The following is a 19,245-nucleotide window of genomic DNA, read 5'->3' as shown; positions in this document are numbered from 1 at the left end:
TTTCTGAGCGAGGAGTACGGACATCAACCGGCCCACCCCGTCAGTTTCAATACGAATGCAACGATCACGACCATGGCGAGCGACAGCGGCAGAAACACCTTCCAGCCGAGGCGCATGAGCTGGTCATAACGGTAACGCGGAACGAAAGCTTTCGTCAGAGCGATCATGAAGAAGACCATGCAGCCCTTGAGCACGAACCATACGATACCCGGAACCCAGTTCAGGAACCACACATCCACGATCGGCAGCCAGCCACCGAGGAACAGGATCGTCGTCAGGCAGCAGATCATGACAATCGCAGCATATTCGCCGAGCATGAACATCATGTAGGGCGTGGAGCCGTATTCGACCATGTGACCGGCGACCAGTTCCGATTCCGCTTCCGGAAGGTCGAAGGGCGGACGGTTGGTTTCGGCAAGGCCCGAGATGAAGAACACGATGAACATCGGGAACAGCGACAGCCAGTGCCAGTCGAGGAACGAGGCAGGCAGGCCGAACATCGTGCCGAGACCGGTGCGCTGCGCAAGAACGATATCACTCAGGTTCAGCGAGCCGACGCAGAGCAGGACAGTGACGATGACGAGGCCGATCGACACTTCGTAGGACACCATCTGCGCCGCGGAGCGAAGCGCGCCGAGGAACGGATATTTCGAGTTCGAGGCCCAGCCGCCCATGATGATGCCGTACACTTCAAGCGAGGAAATCGCGAAGATGTAGAGAATGCCGACATTGATATTGGCGATGACCCAGCCATCGGCGAAGGGAATGACCGCGTAGGTGGCGAGCGCCAGCGTCACGGCGACCAGCGGCGCCAGAAGGAAGACCGCCTTGTTGGCACCCGCCGGAATGACGGGTTCCTTCAGGATGAACTTCAAAAGGTCGGCGAAGGACTGGAAGAGACCGAAGGGACCGACGACGTTCGGACCACGGCGCAACTGCACGGCTGCCCAGACCTTGCGGTCGGCGAGCAGAAGGAAGGCGATGGCCACCAGAAGGCAAACGAGAAGCAGCAGGGACTGGCCGACCATGATCAGCGCGGGCCAGACGTAGCTCCAGAAAAACAATTCCATAATCCCCTACCCTTACTCTGCCGCAGCCTGGAAATTGTTGCGGGCCAATGCGGAACATTCGGCCATGACGGCGGATGCACGCGCAATCGGGTTCGTCAAATAAAAGTCTTTTACCGGCGAGGCAAACGCCGACTTGCTGAGGCTGCCCGCACGAGCGGCGAGAGCCTCGATATCCTGGCCGTTGCCGGCGACGATCTCGTCGGTTTCCGCCAGATGCGGATGCGCGACATAAAGCTGGCCGCGCAGCGCCGACAGCGAGTCAAACGGCAGCTTCTTGCCGAGAACGTCAGACAGCGCACGCAGGATCGCCCAGTCTTCGCGGGCCTCGCCCGGTGCAAAACCGGCGCGGTTGCCCACCTGAACGCGGCCTTCGGTGTTGACCCAGATACCGGATTTTTCGGTATAGGCCGCACCCGGAAGGATGACGTCGGCGTGCATTGCGCCCTGGTCGCCATGGCTGCCGATATAGACGGTGAACTTGGCGCCCTTGTTCGACAGGTCGAGTTCATCGGCGCCGAGCAGGAAGAGAACGTCCATGGACGTTACCATTTCGGCAGCGGCAACACCGCCTTCACCCGGCACGAAGCCGATATCGAGACCACCGACGCGGGCAGCGGCGGTGTGCAGCACCGAGAAGCCGTTCCACTCTTCGCTGATGGCACCCACCGAAACGGCAAGCTTTGCAGCAGCCGCGAGCACGGCGGCACCATCGGCACGCGCCAGGGCGCCCTGGCCGACAATGATCAGCGGGTTCTTGGCGGACTTCAGCTTGTCGACGAAGCTGTGCGAACCATTGGCGAGATCCGAAAGCGTTTCCGCGCCGGAGCCGAGATATTCATAATTGTAGCGCAGCTCGCCGGCTTCGCCGATCACACCGATCGGGAAACCGCCGCGACGCCAGCGCTTGCGGATGCGGGCGTTGAGCACGGCCGCTTCGAAACGCGGGTTCGCACCGACGATCAGCAGTGCATCCGCATGCTCGATGCCTTCAATGGTGGAATTGAACAGGTAGCTGGCGCGACCCAAAGACGGATCAAGCGCTGCGCCATCCTGACGGCAATCGACATTGGCCGAGCCGAGCGACGCCAGAAGCGACTTCAGCGCGAACATTTCCTCGACGGAAGCAAGGTCGCCGGCAATCGCGCCGATCTTGTTACCGCTGGTCGCGGCAACTGCCTGCTTGATCGCGCCGAAGGCTTCGCCCCAGTTTGCAGGCTGCAACCGGCCATCCTTGCGAACGTAAGGGCGGTCGAGACGCTGGGTCTTCAGGCCGTCCCAGATGAAGCGGCTCTTGTCGGAAATCCACTCTTCGTTGATCGCCTCGTTGACGCGCGGCATGACGCGCATGACTTCGCGACCACGGGTATCGACGCGGATGGCCGAACCGAGAGCGTCCATCACGTCGATGGTTTCGGTCTTGTTCAGTTCCCACGGACGGGCGGTGAAGGCGAAAGGCTTGGAGGTGAGCGCGCCGACCGGGCAAAGATCGACCACGTTGCCCTGAAGCTCTGACGTCATCGCCTGCTCGAGATAGGTGGTGATCTCGGCATCCTCGCCGCGGCCGATGAGGCCGAGTTCAGCAATGCCGGCAACTTCCGTCGTAAAACGGACGCAGCGCGTGCAGTGGATGCAGCGGTTCATGACCGTCTTGACGAGCGGGCCGATATATTTGTCTTCAACCGCACGCTTGTTTTCCGCGTAACGCGAACCAGCGATGCCGAAGGCCATGGCCTGGTCCTGCAGGTCGCATTCGCCGCCCTGGTCGCAGATCGGGCAATCGAGCGGGTGGTTGATGAGCAGGAATTCCATCACGCCTTCGCGGGCCTTCTTGACCATCGGCGTGTTGGTGAAAACTTCCGGCAATTCGCCATTCGGGCCGCCGCGAACGTCGCGAACGCCCATGGCGCAGGAGGCGGCGGGCTTGGGCGGTCCGCCCTTCACCTCGATGAGACACATGCGGCAGTTACCCGCGACCGACAAGCGCTCATGAAAACAAAAGCGCGGAACTTCAGCACCAGCCTCCTCGCACGCCTGCAACAGCGTGAAATGATCCGGAACCTCGATCTCTTTACCGTCAACCTTGAGCTTTGCCATGGTTCTACTTACGTCCTGTTGCCTGTTCGTCCCGTGTCTCTCACACGGTCCGCAACAAATCCTTAATCGCGCCCGACCCTTAGTCTCGTCGGCCAGGCGCTTCATGGTGTCCCAGCGCCGGGATCATCCCCGCGCCGCATGCAAACTGCGAAAAGCTTATTCGGCAGCTTCCAGAACAGCGCCATCATCCATGGCCCTGTAGGTATATTGGTCGATGCGCTTTTCGATTTCCGGACGGAAATTGCGGATCAGCGCCTGTACCGGCCATGCGGCGGCGTCGCCCAGCGCACAGATGGTGTGGCCTTCGATCTGCTTCGTCACTTCGAACAGCATGTCGATTTCGCGCTTCTGCGCGTTGCCCTTGACCATGCGTTCCAGCACGCGCCACATCCAGCCGGTGCCTTCGCGGCACGGCGTGCACTGGCCGCAGCTTTCATGCTTGAAGAAGGCCGCGATACGGGCAATCGCCTTGATGACATCGGTGGACTTGTCCATGACGATCATGCCGCCGGTGCCGAACGAAGACTTCACTTCGCGCATGCCGTCGAAATCCATGATGGCGTCCTTCATGTCCTCACCGCGAACGATGGGGCAGGATGCGCCGCCGGGGATGACGCCGAGCAGATTGTCCCAGCCGCCGCGAATACCGCCGCAATGGCGCTCGATCAGCTCGCGGAAGGACAGGCCCAGCGCATCTTCGAAGGTGCAGGGACGCTCGACATGGCCGGAGACCATGAACAGCTTGGTGCCGACATTGTTCGGACGGCCGATCGACGAGAACCATGCCGCACCTCGGCGCAGGATGGTCGGCGCAACAGCGATCGATTCGACGTTGTTGACCGTCGTCGGGCAGCCGTAAAGGCCCATATTGGCCGGGAACGGTGGCTTAAGACGCGGCTGGCCCTTTTTGCCCTCAAGGCTTTCGAGCAGGGCCGTCTCTTCACCGCAGATGTAAGCACCAGCGCCGTGATGGACGTAGATGTCGTAATCCCAGCCGTTCTTGTTGTTCTTGCCGAGCAGGCCGGCGTCGTAACATTCGTCGATGGCCGCCTGCAGCGCCTCGCGCTCACGCATATATTCGCCGCGAACGTAGATATAGGCGGTATGGGCACCCATGGCGAAACCGGCGATCACGCAGCCTTCGATCAGCGTATGCGGATCGTTGCGCAGGATTTCACGGTCCTTGCAGGTGCCGGGCTCGGATTCGTCGGCGTTGACGACCAGATAATGCGGACGGCCATCATTTTCCTTCGGCATGAAGGACCATTTGAGACCGGTCGGGAAGCCTGCACCACCGCGACCACGAAGGCCGGAAGCCTTCATCTCGTTGATGATCCAGTCACGACCCTTTTCGATGATCTGCTTGGTACCGTCCCAGTGGCCGCGCGCTCTCACGCCCTTCAGGGACTTGTCCTTGAGGCCGTAGAGATTGGTAAAGATGCGATCCTGATCTTTTAACATGCTTCACCCTTTACCGCGGCTTCTTGCCGAAGACCCTGATATACTCGGCTTCGCCACCCTTGGCGAGCGCCTCGGCCTGCTTGATCCACTCATCGCGTTCGATGCGGCCCTTGAAATTCAGATAACCGTCGACCCAGTCGCACTCGGCCTTTTTCCAGCCGGCGATCTGCGCGAAGGTGAAAATGCCAAGCTCGTGGAGCGTGCCTTCGATCTTCGGACCGACGCCGGCAATAAGCTTCAGGTCATCAGGCGTCGCCGGCTTTTCGATGGCGGCCGGGCGATCCTTGGAATCGAGCGAAGGCTTTGCCGCATCCGCAGAACCGGAGGATTCCTTCTCGACAGCCTTGACGTTGGCTTCGGCAGCCTTCGGCTCGTTTGCCGGTGTCTTCAGCTTCGGATCGGTTTCCGGCGCATCCGTCTTCGCCTTTGCGGCGTTGGAAGGTGGGACCGGTGCGGCGTCCGAGAGAACTTCGGCGGGCTTGTCGAGATTGGACCGGTCCGGCTTGATCTCTTCCGTCAGCGTCGTCAATCCGCCGACGGGAACAGACTCGTGACGATCGATCTGCGGGCCGGTCTTGACTGTATCGCCCTTGCCCGCCTCGAACGTGTCGATGATCTCTTCCAGACGCTCTGGCGTCAGGTCCTCATAGGCATCCTTGAAGATGATGACCATCGGCGCGTTGACGCAGGCGCCCTGACATTCCACTTCTTCCCAGGACAGCGTACCGCTGTCGTTGGTGTGCAGCGGATCGTGGTGGATCTTCTTGCGGCAGACATCCATCAGCGCTTCGGAGCCGCGCAGCATGCAGGGCGTGGTGCCGCAAACCTGAACGTGGGCGCGCGTGCCGACCGGCTTCAGCTGGAACTGGGTATAGAAGGTCGCCACTTCCATGACGCGGATATAGGCCATATCCAGCATGTCGGCGATTTTTTCGATGGCGGCGCGGGTAACCCAGCCGTCCTGCTCCTGCGCACGCATGAGCAGCGGGATAACCGCCGATTGCTGGCGTCCCTCTGGATATTTCTGGATCGTCTTTTCCGCCCAGGCGGTATTTTCCTGGTTAAAGGCAAACGCCACGGGCTGGAACTGATCTTCGGCTAGTCGACGAACGGACATACTTCCTCACGCCTTTTCAGTTTAACGTCTCACAACGCGATCTCGCCACCGTGACGAATTCGCAGGCGTAAGCCGCCTTGTCTTTCTGCATGAACACGATGAACTTGCTGCCGTTCGGAACCGAGGCCTTGATCTCGTATCCCGAAGACAGAAGCTGCTTGATGGTGGAACCGCCGCCGCTTGACAGCGATACGCTCCCCTCGTCCGTCGCCGTCTGGGCGAGAACGAAGGTCGGCATCGCAGCAAGAAAAGCCGTTATGGCCAGCGGCAGACGCATCAGCGGTCGACCTCCCCGAACACGATGTCGAGGGAGCCGAGTACGGCTGTAACGTCGGCAAGCTGATGGCCCTTGCACAGGAAATCCATCGCCTGCAAATGTGCATAACCCGGCGCGCGGATCTTGCAGCGATAGGGCTTGTTCGAGCCGTCGGCGACCACGTAGACGCCGAACTCGCCCTTTGGCGCTTCGACGGCGGCGTAAACTTCGCCGGCCGGTACGTGATAGCCTTCGGTATAGAGCTTGAAGTGATGGATAAGCGCTTCCATCGAACGCTTCATCTCGCCGCGCTTGGGCGGAACCACCTTGCCATCCAGCGAGGAGACCGGGCCGATGCGATGCTTGCCGGACAGAAGATCGACGCACTGCTTCATGATCTTCACCGATTCGCGCATTTCCTGCATGCGGATCAGGTAACGGTCATAGCAGTCGCCGTTCTTGCCGACCGGAATGTCGAATTCCAGATCGGAATAGCACTCATAGGGCTGCGCACGGCGCAGATCCCAGGCAGCGCCCGAACCGCGCACCATCACGCCGGTGAAACCCCAGGCGAAGGCGTCTTCGAGCGACACGACGCCGATATCGACGTTACGCTGCTTGTAGATACGGTTGTTGGTCAACAGGCCTTCGATATTGTCGAGAACGGTCAGGAACGGATCGCACCACTTACCGATATCATCGACCAGTTCCGGCGGCAGGTCCTGATGAACACCGCCCGGACGGACATAGGCCGAGTGCATGCGGGCGCCACAGGCGCGCTCGTAGAACACCATCAGCTTTTCGCGTTCCTCGAAGCCCCAGACCGGCGGCGTCATCGCGCCGACGTCCATGGCCTGCGTGGTGACGTTCATGATATGCGACAGGATGCGGCCGATTTCCGAATAAAGCACGCGGATCAGCTGGCCGCGCATCGGGATTTCGAGGCCCAGCAGCTTTTCGACGGCAAGCGCGAAGGCATGTTCCTGGTTCATCGGCGCGACGTAGTCGAGGCGATCGAAATAGGGAACGGCCTGCAGATAGGTCTTGGTCTCGATCAGCTTTTCAGTGCCGCGATGCAGAAGACCGATATGCGGATCGACGCGCTCGACGATTTCGCCGTCGAGTTCCAGAACCAGACGCAGCACGCCGTGCGCGGACGGATGTTCCGGACCGAAGTTGATCGTGAAATTGCGGACGTTATGCTCAGTCATTCTAGTGCTCCGCCGAGGTGATCATGGCGATGAATTCGGGGCCGGTCATGTCTTGCGTGGTTTGCGCGAAAGAGTAGCTCGAAGGCTTCTCATCCGTGAAAATCTGCGACGCAAAACGGAAACTGGAAGGGTTGTCGAAAGCCTGCAACGAGACGGCAATATGCGTGTTATCCTTGGAACGCCACATCAGCGTGCTGCCGCAATTCTTGCAGAAGCAGCGCTCGCCCCATTCCGACGAGGAATAGACGCCGAGGTGTTCCTCGTTCTCGATGGCGATATCAGCGCATTCCACGGCCATGAACGCACCGCCGGACCAGCGGCGGCACATGGAGCAATGGCAAACGCCGAATTCGCGGGCACCGATCCCGGCCTTGAGGCCGACGGCGCCGCAAAGACATTGTGCGCGCTCTGTCGCGGGGGCTTCGCTCATTGCTTGGCCTTTTCGTCACCCGGGAGAACATAATCAGTCCCCTCCCAAGGAGAGAGGAAATCGAAGTTGCGGAATTCCTGCTTCAGTTCCACCGGTTCATAGAGAACCCGTTTCAGAACGTCATCGTAACGCACTTCCACAAAGCCGGTAACCGGAAAATCCTTGCGCAGCGGATGGCCTTCGAAACCGTAGTCGGTGAGGATACGGCGCAGGTCCTTATGGCCTTCGAAAGGAATGCCATACATGTCCCAGGCTTCACGCTCGAACCATTCGGCGCCGACATAAACGGACGTCGAAGACGGCACGCCCTCGTCTTCCGCCACCTGCAGCTTGATGCGCACGCGCAGATTCTGGCGCGGCGACAACAGATGGTAGACGACATCGAAACGCTTCTCGCGCTGCGGCCAGTCGACGCCGCAAATGTCGATGATGTTGACGAAACCGCACTGCACATCGTCACGCAGGAAGGTCAAAAGCGCGATGATGTTTTCAGTCGTCGTATTCAGCGTCAACTCGCCATAGGCGATATCGGCCGATACCACGAGAGAACCACGCGCTTCCCTTACGTAAGCAGCAAGATCGTTGAGAGCTTCGCTCATTCCTTATCGTCCTTTGCCCTTAGCGCTCGATCGTACCGGTACGCCGGATCTTCTTCTGCAGCAGAAGCACGCCGTAAAGCAGCGCTTCCGCCGTGGGGGGACAGCCCGGAACGTAGATATCCACCGGCACGACGCGGTCGCAGCCACGCACGACGGCGTAGGAATAATGATAATAGCCGCCGCCATTGGCGCAGGAGCCCATCGAAATGACGTAACGCGGCTCAGGCATCTGGTCGTAGACCTTGCGCAGCGCCGGCGCCATCTTGTTGGTCAGCGTTCCGGCGACGATCATCACGTCCGACTGGCGCGGCGAAGCGCGCGGGGCAACGCCGAAGCGCTCCATGTCATAACGCGGACCGGAAGCCTGCATCAGGCCTTCGACGGCGCAGCAGGCAAGGCCGAACTGCATCCACATCAGGGAACCGGTACGCGCCCAGGTGATCAGCTCGTCGGTCGAGGTGACCAGAAAGCCCTTGTCGGCCAGCTCGTCGTTGATGTCGGTGAAGTAGGCGTCGTTGCTGCCAACCGGCTTGCCGGTCGAGGGATCGATGATCCCCTTCGGCTGCGGCGCAACGAGCGTGGTATCGTTCTGGCTCATGCCCATTCCAGCGCTCCCTTCTTCCACTCATAGATAAAGCCGATGGTGAGAACGGCGAGGAACACCATCATAGACCAGAAACCGAACCAGCCCATCTCACCGAAGGACACAGCCCAGGGGAACAGGAAGGCGACTTCCAGATCGAAGATGATGAAGAGAATCGAAACCAGATAAAACCGGATATCGAACTTCATGCGGGCGTCGTCGAAGGCGTTGAAACCGCACTCGAAAGCGGAGAGCTTTTCCGGGTCCGGAGCCTTATAAGCGACAGCAAAAGGCGCAATGAGAAGCGCCAGGCCAATGACAAGAGCGATACCGATAAAGATTGCGATCGGAATATAGGAACTGAGGAGTTCAGTCATGGTCTCTTCCCTGCCCGGCCGGGTGCCGGACCTGCCTTTGCGACTGACGAGTCTTCAAGGCGCACAAATATGTTGCAACGCCAAAGTGGTTAGCGCAGCCGCGCTCTCTCTGCAAGAGTTTAGGCACCATTTCAAGAGACCTGCCGCATCGATTGGCAACAATATTGCCGAAATTGCCGCAAAATTGGGCCGTATTTCCGGGCTAAGCCCCTCAAATACAATAATAATCGATTGAAGGACGCAACCGCAAAAAAGTCACGTGAATTTTACGCCAAAATGGCGGCGAAGTGACGATCCTTGTAAATCGAAACTTGACTGTAAATGGCAGGAAAAACAGCGCTTGCGAGCGCCGGAATCAGGGCCTGAAATGGCCGCTAACGAATAGCGCAAAGAGCGCATCGTTTGGTTTTTGAAGGAGTCATTTCAGGAAGAGAAATGGCGCGAGTGACGGGGCTCGAACCCGCGACCTCCGGCGTGACAGGCCGGCACTCTAACCGACTGAGCTACACCCGCGCTCCACAGACATTCGTCTGCGTATTTTCCGAGGAACAGGATGGCGCGAGTGACGGGGCTCGAACCCGCGACCTCCGGCGTGACAGGCCGGCACTCTAACCAACTGAGCTACACCCGCTTATCCTGACCGACAAGACCTTAGTCTCGCCGTACGAACCAGCCTCGGCTGTTCGTTGAGCGGCTAACTACGGCGTTCGTGCGGGGGTGTCAAGCAGGTTTCACGACAAAAGAATAAGCTTCTGCATTTTGATCGGAAAAAACCGGAAGGCCTTTAACAGGCACTACGGCAAACGCCCTGTTTTCCGGGCTTTTCCCAACAAAAACAAAAAACTTGTCCACAGCCGCAGCCTCCGACATGCAATTTTCGTGTGCCGCGAAACGGCGCGGCAAGTGTTGTTTTTATCGAAAAGCCCGCAGTTTCCGGCTTTTTACCGATAAGCTCCCGCAACGGGCGAAGCTGACCGGAAAAAAAACTAAAAAACTTCACAAAAGCCCTTGCGGTTTTTTTCCGATCCGAATACATCACGGCCACCGACGCGGCGGACATGATCCGCAGGACGCGAAGGGCGATTAGCTCAGTTGGTAGAGCGCCTCGTTTACACCGAGGATGTCGGGAGTTCGAGTCTCTCATCGCCCACCATTTTCCAAACCATCCCAGCATAAGTATCATCAAGCCGAATTTCGTTCGGATATCGTTGCGCTTTGACGGAAATTTCCGGCATCGTCAATGAGGCGGCCCCTGCCCCCGCGTTCCGTTCAGTGGTGCCCAGCCGCTCGCTGTGCCCCAACCGGGGCCTCCGGACGGCGGCCTGACGAAATCTTCGACTATCCGATAGCACTCAGCAATGCCGATTATGAGCCCTGGTATGGCACCTCATCGCGCAGAATCAACATTCTGGACGAGATCGCTTCCGCGACAAAAAAGCCGGGCTGTGCCCGGCTTTTCTTATTTACGATACCTTGCGGACGATCAGTTGATCGCCTTCAAGTCGACCGTGAAGAACAGCGTCTCGCCAGAGGAATCGTCGACACCGTCATTGTCGGTGACGGCATAGGCCGTTCCCACCTTGTCGAAAGTGAAGCCTTCCAGCTTGTCGACGACATAGCCGTTGGTCTGGGCCTTGAGGTCGGGCAGGAAATCATGCGCTTCCTGCTTGGTCACCAGCGGCAGTTCGCCACCGATCTTGCCCGGCTTCAGGTCCGCGATCGCGACACGGTAGAGCTTCTTGATCTTGGCCTTGTCGCCAATCTGGTTGTCGCGCTCGAGGATATAGACATAGTCGCCCTGCGCGGTGATTTCGGAAAGGCCGATCCAACCTGCTTCAGTCTTGTCGAGCGGGTAACGCACGGCGCCCCATTCCTTGGATTTCGGATTGTAGGAAACGAGCTTGACGATGCCCTTTTCGTCGGTTCCCCATTCGCGCTGCACGGCCATCCACAACGTCGCGTCGTCGCCCTTGCCGATCATGGTCACGCCTTCGAAACCGAAGCGGGTGTCACCGGCCAGCAATTCCTTCGGCAGAGCGATTTCAGCCTTGATCTCGCCCTTGGCGTTAACGTTGTAGAGCGCGTGGGGAACGAGCTTGGCGCTGTCACCCTCCGACGCCAGCCAGAAGCCGCCCTTGCCATCCAGCGTGATGCCTTCGCTGTCGAGTTTCTGGGCTGCGATGCCGTCGCGCTTGACGCGCAGGACGCTGGTGATGGTGGCGGGCTTCTTCGTCGCATCGATGGTGTAGATCGACGGCTGGTTCCCGTAGACCGAGTCGGACACGGCGTAGAGAATGCCCGGCTTTTCGGCGTCGCCGACCAGGCCGGAAAGAGCACCCCAACCGATCGGCGCGCCGTCGACGGTGGCGGAAACCAGCTGCGGATAGGTAGCCTGGCCTTCGGCACGCTCATAGAGCATGACATGCGAGCGTGCGCCGCCGTCCTCGACGAGATCGACCTCGTTCGCGGTCACAAAAAGATTGCGCGACGGGATGGCGACAGCACCTTCCGGCGAAATGCCGGACGGCAGAAGCTGCGTCAGTTCCGGTTCTTTTCCGGTATCCTTGTAGACCGCGACGATGGAGGCACGCTCGGCAAGAACGAAGAAATACTTCTGGCCATCGAAAGTCGCTGCTTCCAGACCTTCCGGTTCGATGCCCTTGGCCTTGGAGCGCTTTTCCGGGTAGTGGCCGATGCTGGCAACCGCATGTTCGAGCGAGGAGCCTGCTTCGTAGAGCAGCTTACCGGTCTTGTCGAAGATGGTGAAGCTGCGCGAACCGCCCTGCCAGTCGCCCTCATTGGCGATAACGATACGGTCATTGTCCAGCCACTTCACCGCATCCGGCTCGCGCTTGCGGCCTTCCTGCTTGTCGGTGAATTTCATCTGGCCGTCCGTCTTCGTGTCGATGCCTTCCAGATCGACCTTGCCGGCGGAGAAATGCGTCTTCACCGTTCCGGTCTTGCCGTCGACGATGACGATATGGTTGTTTTCCTGCAACGTGAGTGCGATCTCGCCATTGGCGTTGATCGCGACGAATTCCGGCTCCGGATCTTCCGGGGCGATTTCGGCAAGGCCGGTCACGTCGATCTTCTTCAGCGTCGCGCAATCGGCAACGCCGTTCTTCAGAGCGACCGTCATCAGATAACCGGCGGGCATCTGCGGCAGGGCGCCCTCGTTCACGTCTTCATCGCGCTCGTTTTCGATCGCAATGGCGGCAAAAGTCTTGTCCGGGGAAATCGCAACGGAATCGGGCTGGCCGCCGAGATCACAGCTTGCCTCGATCTTCTTGGTGGCGATATCGACCGTCACCAGCTTGCCGGACGGCTTGGCGCGGTTTTCGGACGTATTGACGCCGGCCAGAACCTTGACGCCTGCAACGGCAACCGAGGTCGGCTCACCTTCGAGCAACAATGCGCCACCGGCCTTGGGAGCCCTGGCGTCCGTGATGTCGATGAAGCCTATTCCACCAAGCGGGCTGTCCGAATAGATCAGCGTATTACCGTCTTCGCTGGCGGTTACGATTTCAGCGGACGTAACGGACTTGGCGTCCTTATCCGCGGGAAGGTTCTTCGCCACCGAAAACGATGCGATGCGGTTGAAAACCGGCTCGGCAGCGGCCGGAAAGGCTGCGGATGTGAGCAGCGCAGCGGTCAAAGCCATTTGAGAAAATCGGAACGCCATTATAATCCCCCTTGGATACAGAAACACCCTATGGCTTCTGCGTCAAAGACGTGACAGCGGCATGACATTTCTGTGGGGAGAATCAAAAAGCCCGGCCATGAAGGCCGGGCTTTCCTGTTCGTGCGCACATTCCGCGTATCGGAACGCCGTGAGTCCGGATGGAGGCACACAGGCGCGCTCCCTACTTTCAAGTACATCTTACCGGGTTGAAAAACTGGGCTATCCGAAAAAAGCTTTTCGAAAAGCCGCCCGGTTTTCGTGCCGGCATGAAGGCGTCAGGGCGTCAAAACATGTTTCCTCGTGAACCTGAAAAGCCGCCCGCCCGCCGCCGGGCGTCGCGGCTTTTCGGAAACCTTACGAGTTGACTGCGTCCTTCAGGCCCTTGCCTGCGGAAAACTTCGGTACGTTGCGAGCCGGGATATCGACTTCAGCACCCGTGGAAGGGTTACGACCCTTGGAGGCTTCACGACGGCTTACGGAGAAGCTGCCGAAGCCAGCGAGACGGATGTCGCCACCGCTCTTCAGTTCGTTCTGTACGGTTTCGAATACGGCATCAACAGCGGAAGCAGCATCTGCCTTCGTGAGACCAGCCTTTTCGGCAACAGCAGAGACGAGCTCGTTCTTGTTCATGTTTCCACCCCTTTCAATGGTTTGAAACGACTCAAAATTAAGCCGGCGCAGAATACGTCTGTATCCGCGCGCAGCAACTCAAAAGCGCCGGAATCGCCTGAAAAACAAGGGGTCTGGGGAGTTTTTCACAAAAAAGGCCGACATTTCTGCCGGCCTTTCGCTTAAACGTGCCAATTTCGCACCACTTGCACAACCCTGGAAGACACCGGGGCCTATGTGGCACCTAACACATTGATTCTATGCATAGGTGTTGCGAAAACCGATTCTGGCTTTCGCAACGGTGCCCAGATCAATGCGCGATCGCCTGGCCGGTGTCGTCGACACCCTCGACCGTGGCGATCACAGGCGTTTCGATGCTGCCGTCCCACTCGATGGGGTCGGGCATGCGAAGCAGGGCGTGCCTGATGACCTCACCCATGCGCGAAACCGGGATGATTTCCATCTCGTTCTTCACATTGTCCGGAATCTCCGCCAGATCCTTGGCGTTTTCTTCCGGGATCAGCACCTTCTTGATGCCGCCGCGAAGCGCCGCGAGCAGCTTTTCCTTCAGGCCGCCGATCGGCAATACGCGACCACGCAGGGTGATTTCACCCGTCATCGCCACATCCTTCGAGACCGGAATACCGGTCATGATCGAAACGATGGCGGTGGCCATGGCGACGCCGGCGGACGGTCCGTCCTTCGGTGTCGCACCTTCCGGGACGTGAACGTGGATGTCGCTCTTGTCGAAACGCGGCGGCTCGATGCCGAAGTCCACGGCGCGCGAGCGGACATAGGATGCCGCTGCCGAAATGGATTCCTTCATCACTTCCTTGAGGTTGCCGGTCACTGTCATGCGACCCTTGCCCGGCATCATCACGCCTTCGATAGTGAGCAGTTCACCGCCGACTTCCGTCCATGCCAGACCGGTGACGATACCGACCTGATCCTCGCGCTCGGCCTCGCCGTGGCGGAACCGCGGAACACCAAGATAATCCGGAACGTTGGCCGCAGTTACATCCACGGACTTGGTCTTACCCTTGATGATCTCGGTCACGGCCTTACGTGCAAGCTTCATCAACTCGCGCTCGAAGCTGCGCACGCCCGCCTCGCGGGTGTATTGCTGGATCACGATCATCAGAGCGTCATCGCTGACCGAGAACTCTTCCGGACGCAGGGCGTGTTCCTTGATCGCCTTCGGCAACAGGTGACGCTTGGCGATTTCGCGCTTTTCGTCTTCGGTGTAGCCGGCGATGCGGATCACTTCCATACGGTCCATCAGCGGGCCGGGAATGTTCAGCGTGTTGGCCGTGGTCACGAACATCACGTCGGACAGATCGTATTCCACTTCAAGGTAGTGGTCCATGAAGGTGGAGTTCTGTTCCGGATCGAGAACCTCCAAGAGAGCCGATGACGGATCGCCACGGAAATCCATGCCCATCTTGTCGATTTCGTCGAGCAGGAACAGCGGATTGGACTTCTTGGCCTTCTTCATCGACTGAACGATCTTGCCAGGCATGGAGCCGATATAGGTACGGCGGTGACCGCGGATTTCCGCCTCGTCACGCACGCCGCCCAGCGCCATGCGCACATATTCGCGGCCGGTCGCCTTGGCGATCGACTTGGCGAGCGAGGTCTTGCCGACGCCGGGAGGGCCGACGAGGCACAGAATAGGGCCGCGAAGCTTGGTGGCGCGCGCCTGCACGGCCAGATATTCGACGATACGTTCCTTGACCTTGTCCAGACCGAAATGATCCTGATCGAGGACCGCCTCGGCGCTGTTGAGGTCGACCTTGATCTTCGACTTCTTGCCCCATGGCAGACCCAGCAGCCAGTCCAGATAGTTACGCACGACGGTCGCTTCCGCAGACATCGGGCTCATCTGGCGAAGCTTCTTCATCTCCGCTTCGGCCTTTTCCTTGGCTTCCTTGGAGAGCTTGGTCTTGGCGACGCGCTCTTCCAGTTCGGCCATCTCGTCGCGGCCATCTTCGCCGTCGCCGAGTTCCTTCTGGATCGCCTTCATCTGTTCGTTCAGATAATATTCGCGCTGGGTCTTCTCCATCTGGCGCTTGACGCGCGAGCGGATACGTTTTTCCACCTGAAGAACGGAAATTTCGCCTTCCATGAAGCCGAGCGCCTTTTCAAGCCGCTGCTTCACGCTGACGGTTTCCAGCATTTCCTGCTTTTCGGTGATCTTGATCGACAGGTGCGAGGCAACCGTGTCGGCCAGCTTCGAATAGTCATCGATCTGGCCGGCCGCGCCGACAACCTCAGGCGAAATCTTCTTGTTGAGCTTCACATAGCTTTCGAATTCCGAGACGACCGAACGCGACAGCGCCTCGATCTCGACCGGGTCTTCGGCAGGCTCCTGCAAAGGCGTCGCGGAGGCTTCGTAGAAATCCTCGCGGCCGGTGTATTCATCGATCTGGGCGCGGCCCTTGCCTTCCACCAGCACCTTGACGGTGCCGTCGGGAAGCTTCAGAAGCTGCAGAACGTTGGCGACCGTACCGACCTTGTGGATGGCGTCCGGGGTCGGATCGTCATCGCTGGCGTTGATCTGGGTGACAAGCATGATCTGCTTGTCCGAACCCATGACTTCCTCGAGCGCGCGAATGGATTTTTCCCGCCCGACGAACAGGGGAACGATCATATGCGGGAAAACGACAATGTCGCGCAGGGGAAGTACCGGGTAGGTACCGCCAGATGCCGCAGACGTGATGTTCGTCATATCATTTCCTTTCATGGTCCCTTTCGGGACACTTTGCCGGGCATCTTGGGGCGCCCGGCACATTCATTTCTCGAGACTGAAAGTGGAGTTTCGAAACACCGATTTCAAGTCACCGGAAGAGACGGCCCCGCGCACCGGCACGGCCGTGAAATTCAACAAAACCCAGCGCCGGCTATTACTCCCGACATTTCCGGTTATCCTTGAAGGCCAGGAACCGGGTCGCCGACGGTAATTCACATTTCCGTCATATCGCGCTGCAAATCAGTTTTAGGACTTTATCAGCAAAGCGCAATCCGCTCCAAACGCAAAATCGGGTTCCGCCAAGTTAGGCGCAAGTTTCGCGCCCGAACTCAACAGAAAAGGCCCGCACAGGTGCGGGCCTTCCAAATTCATCAAAGCACCCGATCAGCCAATCAAGCCGAAACGTTGGTCTTTTCTTCCTGACGATCCGCATAGATGTAGAGCGGACGAGCGACGCCGCTGACGACATCGTTGGAGATCACCACTTCGCGCACGCCTTCCAGCGTCGGCAGTTCGAACATGGTATCCAGCAGGATCTTCTCCATGATCGAGCGCAGGCCGCGGGCGCCGGTCTTGCGGGTAATCGCCCGCTTGGCGATCTCGCGCAGGGCGTCCTCGTGGAATGTCAGTTCCACATCTTCCATCTCGAACAGCCGCTGATACTGCTTGACGAGCGCGTTCTTCGGCTCGGACAGGATCTGGATCAGCGCGTCCTCGTCGAGGTCCTCGAGCGTCGCCAGAACCGGCAGACGACCGATGAATTCCGGAATGAGGCCGAATTTCACCAGATCTTCCGGCTCCAGTTCGCGCAGCACTTCGCCGACGCGGCGATCGTCTTCCGCCTTGACGGTCGCACCGAAGCCGATCGAGGTCTTTTCACCCCTGGCCGAGATGATCTTGTCGAGGCCGGCAAACGCGCCGCCGCAGATGAACAGGATGTTGGTCGTATCCACCTGCAGGAATTCCTGCTGCGGATGCTTGCGGCCGCCCTGCGGCGGAACGGAAGCGACCGTGCCTTCCATGATCTTCAGAAGCGCCTGCTGAACGCCCTCGCCCGACACGTCGCGCGTGATGGACGGGTTGTCCGACTTACGGGAAATCTTGTCGACTTCGTCGATATAGACGATACCGCGCTGGGCGCGCTCGACATTGTAATCCGCAGACTGCAACAGCTTCAGGATGATGTTTTCCACGTCCTCGCCGACATAACCGGCTTCGGTCAGCGTCGTTGCATCCGCCATGGTGAAGGGAACGTCGATGATGCGGGCGAGCGTCTGGGCAAGATAGGTCTTGCCGCAACCCGTCGGACCGACGAGCATGATGTTCGACTTCGCAAGCTCGACATCGCCGTTCTTGGAGGCGTGCGCGAGGCGCTTGTAGTGGTTGTGAACGGCCACGGACAGGATCTTCTTCGCCTGCTTCTGGCCGATGACATATTCGTCGAGAATCTTGATGATGTCCTGCGGGGTGGGAACACCCTCGCGCGACTTCACCATCGACGTCTTGTTCTCCTCACGGATGATGTCCATGCACAATTCGACGCATTCATCGCAGATGAATACTGTCGGTCCGGCAATGAGTTTCCGGACTTCGTGCTGGCTCTTGCCGCAGAATGAACAATAGAGTGTATTTTTAGAGTCGCCGCCGTTGCTGCCGCTGACTTTGCTCATATCTCTTTCCTTCCAGCACGCCGCAGTCCGCCAAACGGATCGCGGTCAACTTACCGCCCGCCGATACGGCAGCCCTTGGGGTGCATCGCCGTATCCGCCTCGTTTCCCGGGGTACTAACCGGTATCAGATACATGAGCTGACAACCGGCTGCAACGAATTCCCCATCAAACCAAAGGCCACGTCATAAAAATTCAACATAGCCTTTATATATACTAATATCGCTTTCTGTTGCGGTTGAAAGCCCCGAAATTACTTTACGGGGTCAAACAAACGTCAAAAGCGTCACGCCTCAATTCGCGGCGGCGCCTTCCATTTCCTGACGCGAGGTAAGGATCTTGTCGATCACGCCCCAGTCCTTCGCCTCTTCGGAATCCATGAAGTGGTCGCGATCAAGGGTTTTTTCAACCTCTTCCAGCGTGCGGCCGGTGTGCTTCACGTAGACTTCATTGAGACGGCGCTTCATCTTGATGATGTCACGGGCGTGACGCTCGATGTCCGAGGCCTGTCCCTGGAAACCGCCGGAGGGCTGGTGCACCATGATGCGGGCGTTCGGGGTGGCGAAGCGCATTCCCTTTTCGCCGGCGGCCAGAAGCAGCGAACCCATCGATGCGGCCTGGCCGACGCAAAGCGTCGAGACCGCAGGACGGATGAACTGCATCGTATCGTAGATCGCCATGCCGGCGGTCACGACGCCACCTGGCGAATTGATGTAGAGCGCAATTTCCTTCTTCGGGTTTTCAGCCTCGAGGAAAAGCAGCTGCGCGCAGACGAGCGAGGCCATCTGGTCTTCCACCGGGCCGGTGAGGAAAATAATGCGTTCCTTGAGAAGACGGGAAAATATGTCGTAGGAGCGTTCGCCGCGATTGGTCTGCTCTACGACCATCGGCACCAGAGCCATGGCGGTATCAACTGGATTTTTCATGTCCGTCCTTTGTCAAACTCTGCCCTTTGCGGAAAACCGCTCCGGAATCACTTCTAACCTTCATTCTCCCTACATAGAGTGTCCCTGCCCGGTACTTCAAGACACGAAGCCGCATATCCTTAACGGCTCAACAGCGATTACACGCATTGACCACCGGAGCGGGCAACGGCTGCAAACCGGCCGATGCAGGCGGGACCGCTCCCGGTCGCCGGCATTATTTTTCATGAAAGCACGCCGCAAACATAAAAACCGGCGATCATGCACAGATATAACTTATCACCGGCAAGAACTCGTTAGGTATTTGCAGCGGATACTACGCCCGCGAATTTCCGGTTTCCCGTCAGGGGGCAGGCACCTCTTTCGCGCGAAATGGCATCTCAACCAATTCCGGCGGGCATTGCGCACATCGTGCCG

Annotated in this window: 16 protein-coding genes and 3 tRNA genes; 1 reads left to right on the top strand and 18 read right to left on the bottom strand. The window is 58.8% G+C overall.

Going from position 1 to position 19,245, the window contains the following annotated elements; genetic code table 11:
* Positions 1 to 23: 23 nt before the first annotated feature.
* From nuoH to QSK43_RS10745, 13 genes are all read right to left on the bottom strand, one after another.
* Positions 24 to 1,070, bottom strand: a complete 1,047-nt coding sequence (gene nuoH, locus QSK43_RS10805) for an NADH-quinone oxidoreductase subunit NuoH (RefSeq protein ID WP_045018690.1) — start codon at positions 1,068 to 1,070, stop codon at positions 24 to 26.
* 12 nt (positions 1,071 to 1,082) lie between these two features.
* A complete protein-coding gene (gene nuoG / locus QSK43_RS10800) occupies positions 1,083 to 3,164 on the bottom strand; it encodes an NADH-quinone oxidoreductase subunit NuoG (protein WP_332303459.1) in 2,082 nt (693 codons plus the stop codon).
* A gap of 156 nt (positions 3,165 to 3,320) precedes the next feature.
* Positions 3,321 to 4,625, bottom strand: a complete 1,305-nt coding sequence (gene nuoF, locus QSK43_RS10795) for an NADH-quinone oxidoreductase subunit NuoF (protein ID WP_173986762.1) — start codon at positions 4,623 to 4,625, stop codon at positions 3,321 to 3,323.
* 10 nt (positions 4,626 to 4,635) lie between these two features.
* Positions 4,636 to 5,742 (bottom strand): NADH-quinone oxidoreductase subunit E, encoded by a 1,107-nt coding sequence (locus QSK43_RS10790; RefSeq protein ID WP_045018694.1) that lies wholly within the window; start codon positions 5,740 to 5,742, stop codon positions 4,636 to 4,638.
* Between the two features lie 16 nt (positions 5,743 to 5,758).
* Positions 5,759 to 6,019: a hypothetical protein gene (locus QSK43_RS10785; RefSeq protein ID WP_045018696.1), complete on the bottom strand. Its 261-nt coding sequence runs from the start codon at positions 6,017 to 6,019 to the stop codon at positions 5,759 to 5,761.
* Entirely contained in the window at positions 6,019 to 7,209 is a 1,191-nt protein-coding gene (locus tag QSK43_RS10780) for an NADH-quinone oxidoreductase subunit D (protein WP_045018698.1), read from the bottom strand. Before QSK43_RS10780 ends, QSK43_RS10785 begins: the two co-directional genes overlap by 1 nt.
* A gap of 1 nt (position 7,210) precedes the next feature.
* Positions 7,211 to 7,639, bottom strand: a complete 429-nt coding sequence (locus tag QSK43_RS10775) for a GFA family protein (protein ID WP_332303458.1) — start codon at positions 7,637 to 7,639, stop codon at positions 7,211 to 7,213.
* Positions 7,636 to 8,238 (bottom strand): NADH-quinone oxidoreductase subunit C, encoded by a 603-nt coding sequence (locus tag QSK43_RS10770; protein WP_332303457.1) that lies wholly within the window; start codon positions 8,236 to 8,238, stop codon positions 7,636 to 7,638. The genes QSK43_RS10775 and QSK43_RS10770 overlap by 4 nt, the downstream gene beginning before the upstream one ends.
* Before the next feature lie 19 nt (positions 8,239 to 8,257).
* Entirely contained in the window at positions 8,258 to 8,842 is a 585-nt protein-coding gene (locus tag QSK43_RS10765) for a NuoB/complex I 20 kDa subunit family protein (protein WP_045015949.1), read from the bottom strand.
* Positions 8,833 to 9,198 (bottom strand): NADH-quinone oxidoreductase subunit A, encoded by a 366-nt coding sequence (locus QSK43_RS10760; RefSeq protein ID WP_006312714.1) that lies wholly within the window; start codon positions 9,196 to 9,198, stop codon positions 8,833 to 8,835. The genes QSK43_RS10765 and QSK43_RS10760 overlap by 10 nt, the downstream gene beginning before the upstream one ends.
* Before the next feature lie 436 nt (positions 9,199 to 9,634).
* A tRNA-Asp gene (locus QSK43_RS10755) sits at positions 9,635 to 9,711 on the bottom strand.
* A gap of 41 nt (positions 9,712 to 9,752) precedes the next feature.
* A tRNA-Asp gene (locus QSK43_RS10750) sits at positions 9,753 to 9,829 on the bottom strand.
* An 89-nt stretch (positions 9,830 to 9,918) separates the two neighbouring features.
* Positions 9,919 to 10,068 carry a hypothetical protein gene (locus QSK43_RS10745; protein WP_332303456.1) on the bottom strand — a complete coding sequence of 50 codons (150 nt, stop codon included), beginning with the start codon at positions 10,066 to 10,068 and terminating at the stop codon, positions 9,919 to 9,921.
* A 207-nt stretch (positions 10,069 to 10,275) separates the two neighbouring features.
* On the opposite strand from QSK43_RS10745, the gene QSK43_RS10740 reads away from it, so the two are divergent.
* Positions 10,276 to 10,351, top strand: a tRNA-Val gene (locus QSK43_RS10740).
* 330 nt (positions 10,352 to 10,681) lie between these two features.
* On the opposite strand, the gene QSK43_RS10735 is transcribed toward QSK43_RS10740, so the two are convergent.
* The 5 genes from QSK43_RS10735 to clpP all read right to left on the bottom strand — a co-directional run bounded on the left by QSK43_RS10735 (position 10,682) and on the right by clpP (position 18,831).
* Positions 10,682 to 12,880: an esterase-like activity of phytase family protein gene (locus QSK43_RS10735; RefSeq protein ID WP_332303455.1), complete on the bottom strand. Its 2,199-nt coding sequence runs from the start codon at positions 12,878 to 12,880 to the stop codon at positions 10,682 to 10,684.
* 354 nt (positions 12,881 to 13,234) lie between these two features.
* Positions 13,235 to 13,510 (bottom strand): DNA-binding protein HupB, encoded by a 276-nt coding sequence (hupB, locus tag QSK43_RS10730; protein WP_003496481.1) that lies wholly within the window; start codon positions 13,508 to 13,510, stop codon positions 13,235 to 13,237.
* A gap of 289 nt (positions 13,511 to 13,799) precedes the next feature.
* Entirely contained in the window at positions 13,800 to 16,217 is a 2,418-nt protein-coding gene (gene lon / locus QSK43_RS10725) for an endopeptidase La (protein ID WP_045018834.1), read from the bottom strand.
* A gap of 413 nt (positions 16,218 to 16,630) precedes the next feature.
* A complete protein-coding gene (gene clpX, locus QSK43_RS10720; RefSeq protein WP_332303454.1) occupies positions 16,631 to 17,908 on the bottom strand; it encodes an ATP-dependent Clp protease ATP-binding subunit ClpX in 1,278 nt (425 codons plus the stop codon).
* A gap of 290 nt (positions 17,909 to 18,198) precedes the next feature.
* Complete coding sequence (gene clpP, locus QSK43_RS10715) at positions 18,199 to 18,831, bottom strand: ATP-dependent Clp endopeptidase proteolytic subunit ClpP (protein WP_045018710.1); 633 nt, start codon at positions 18,829 to 18,831, stop codon at positions 18,199 to 18,201.
* Positions 18,832 to 19,245: the final 414 nt, after the last annotated feature.

The sequence above is a fragment of the Rhizobium sp. GR12 genome (assembly GCF_036596185.1).
GTDB classification, from domain to species: domain Bacteria; phylum Pseudomonadota; class Alphaproteobacteria; order Rhizobiales; family Rhizobiaceae; genus Agrobacterium; species Agrobacterium nepotum.
This window is presented reverse-complemented; position numbering and strand designations above follow the sequence as displayed.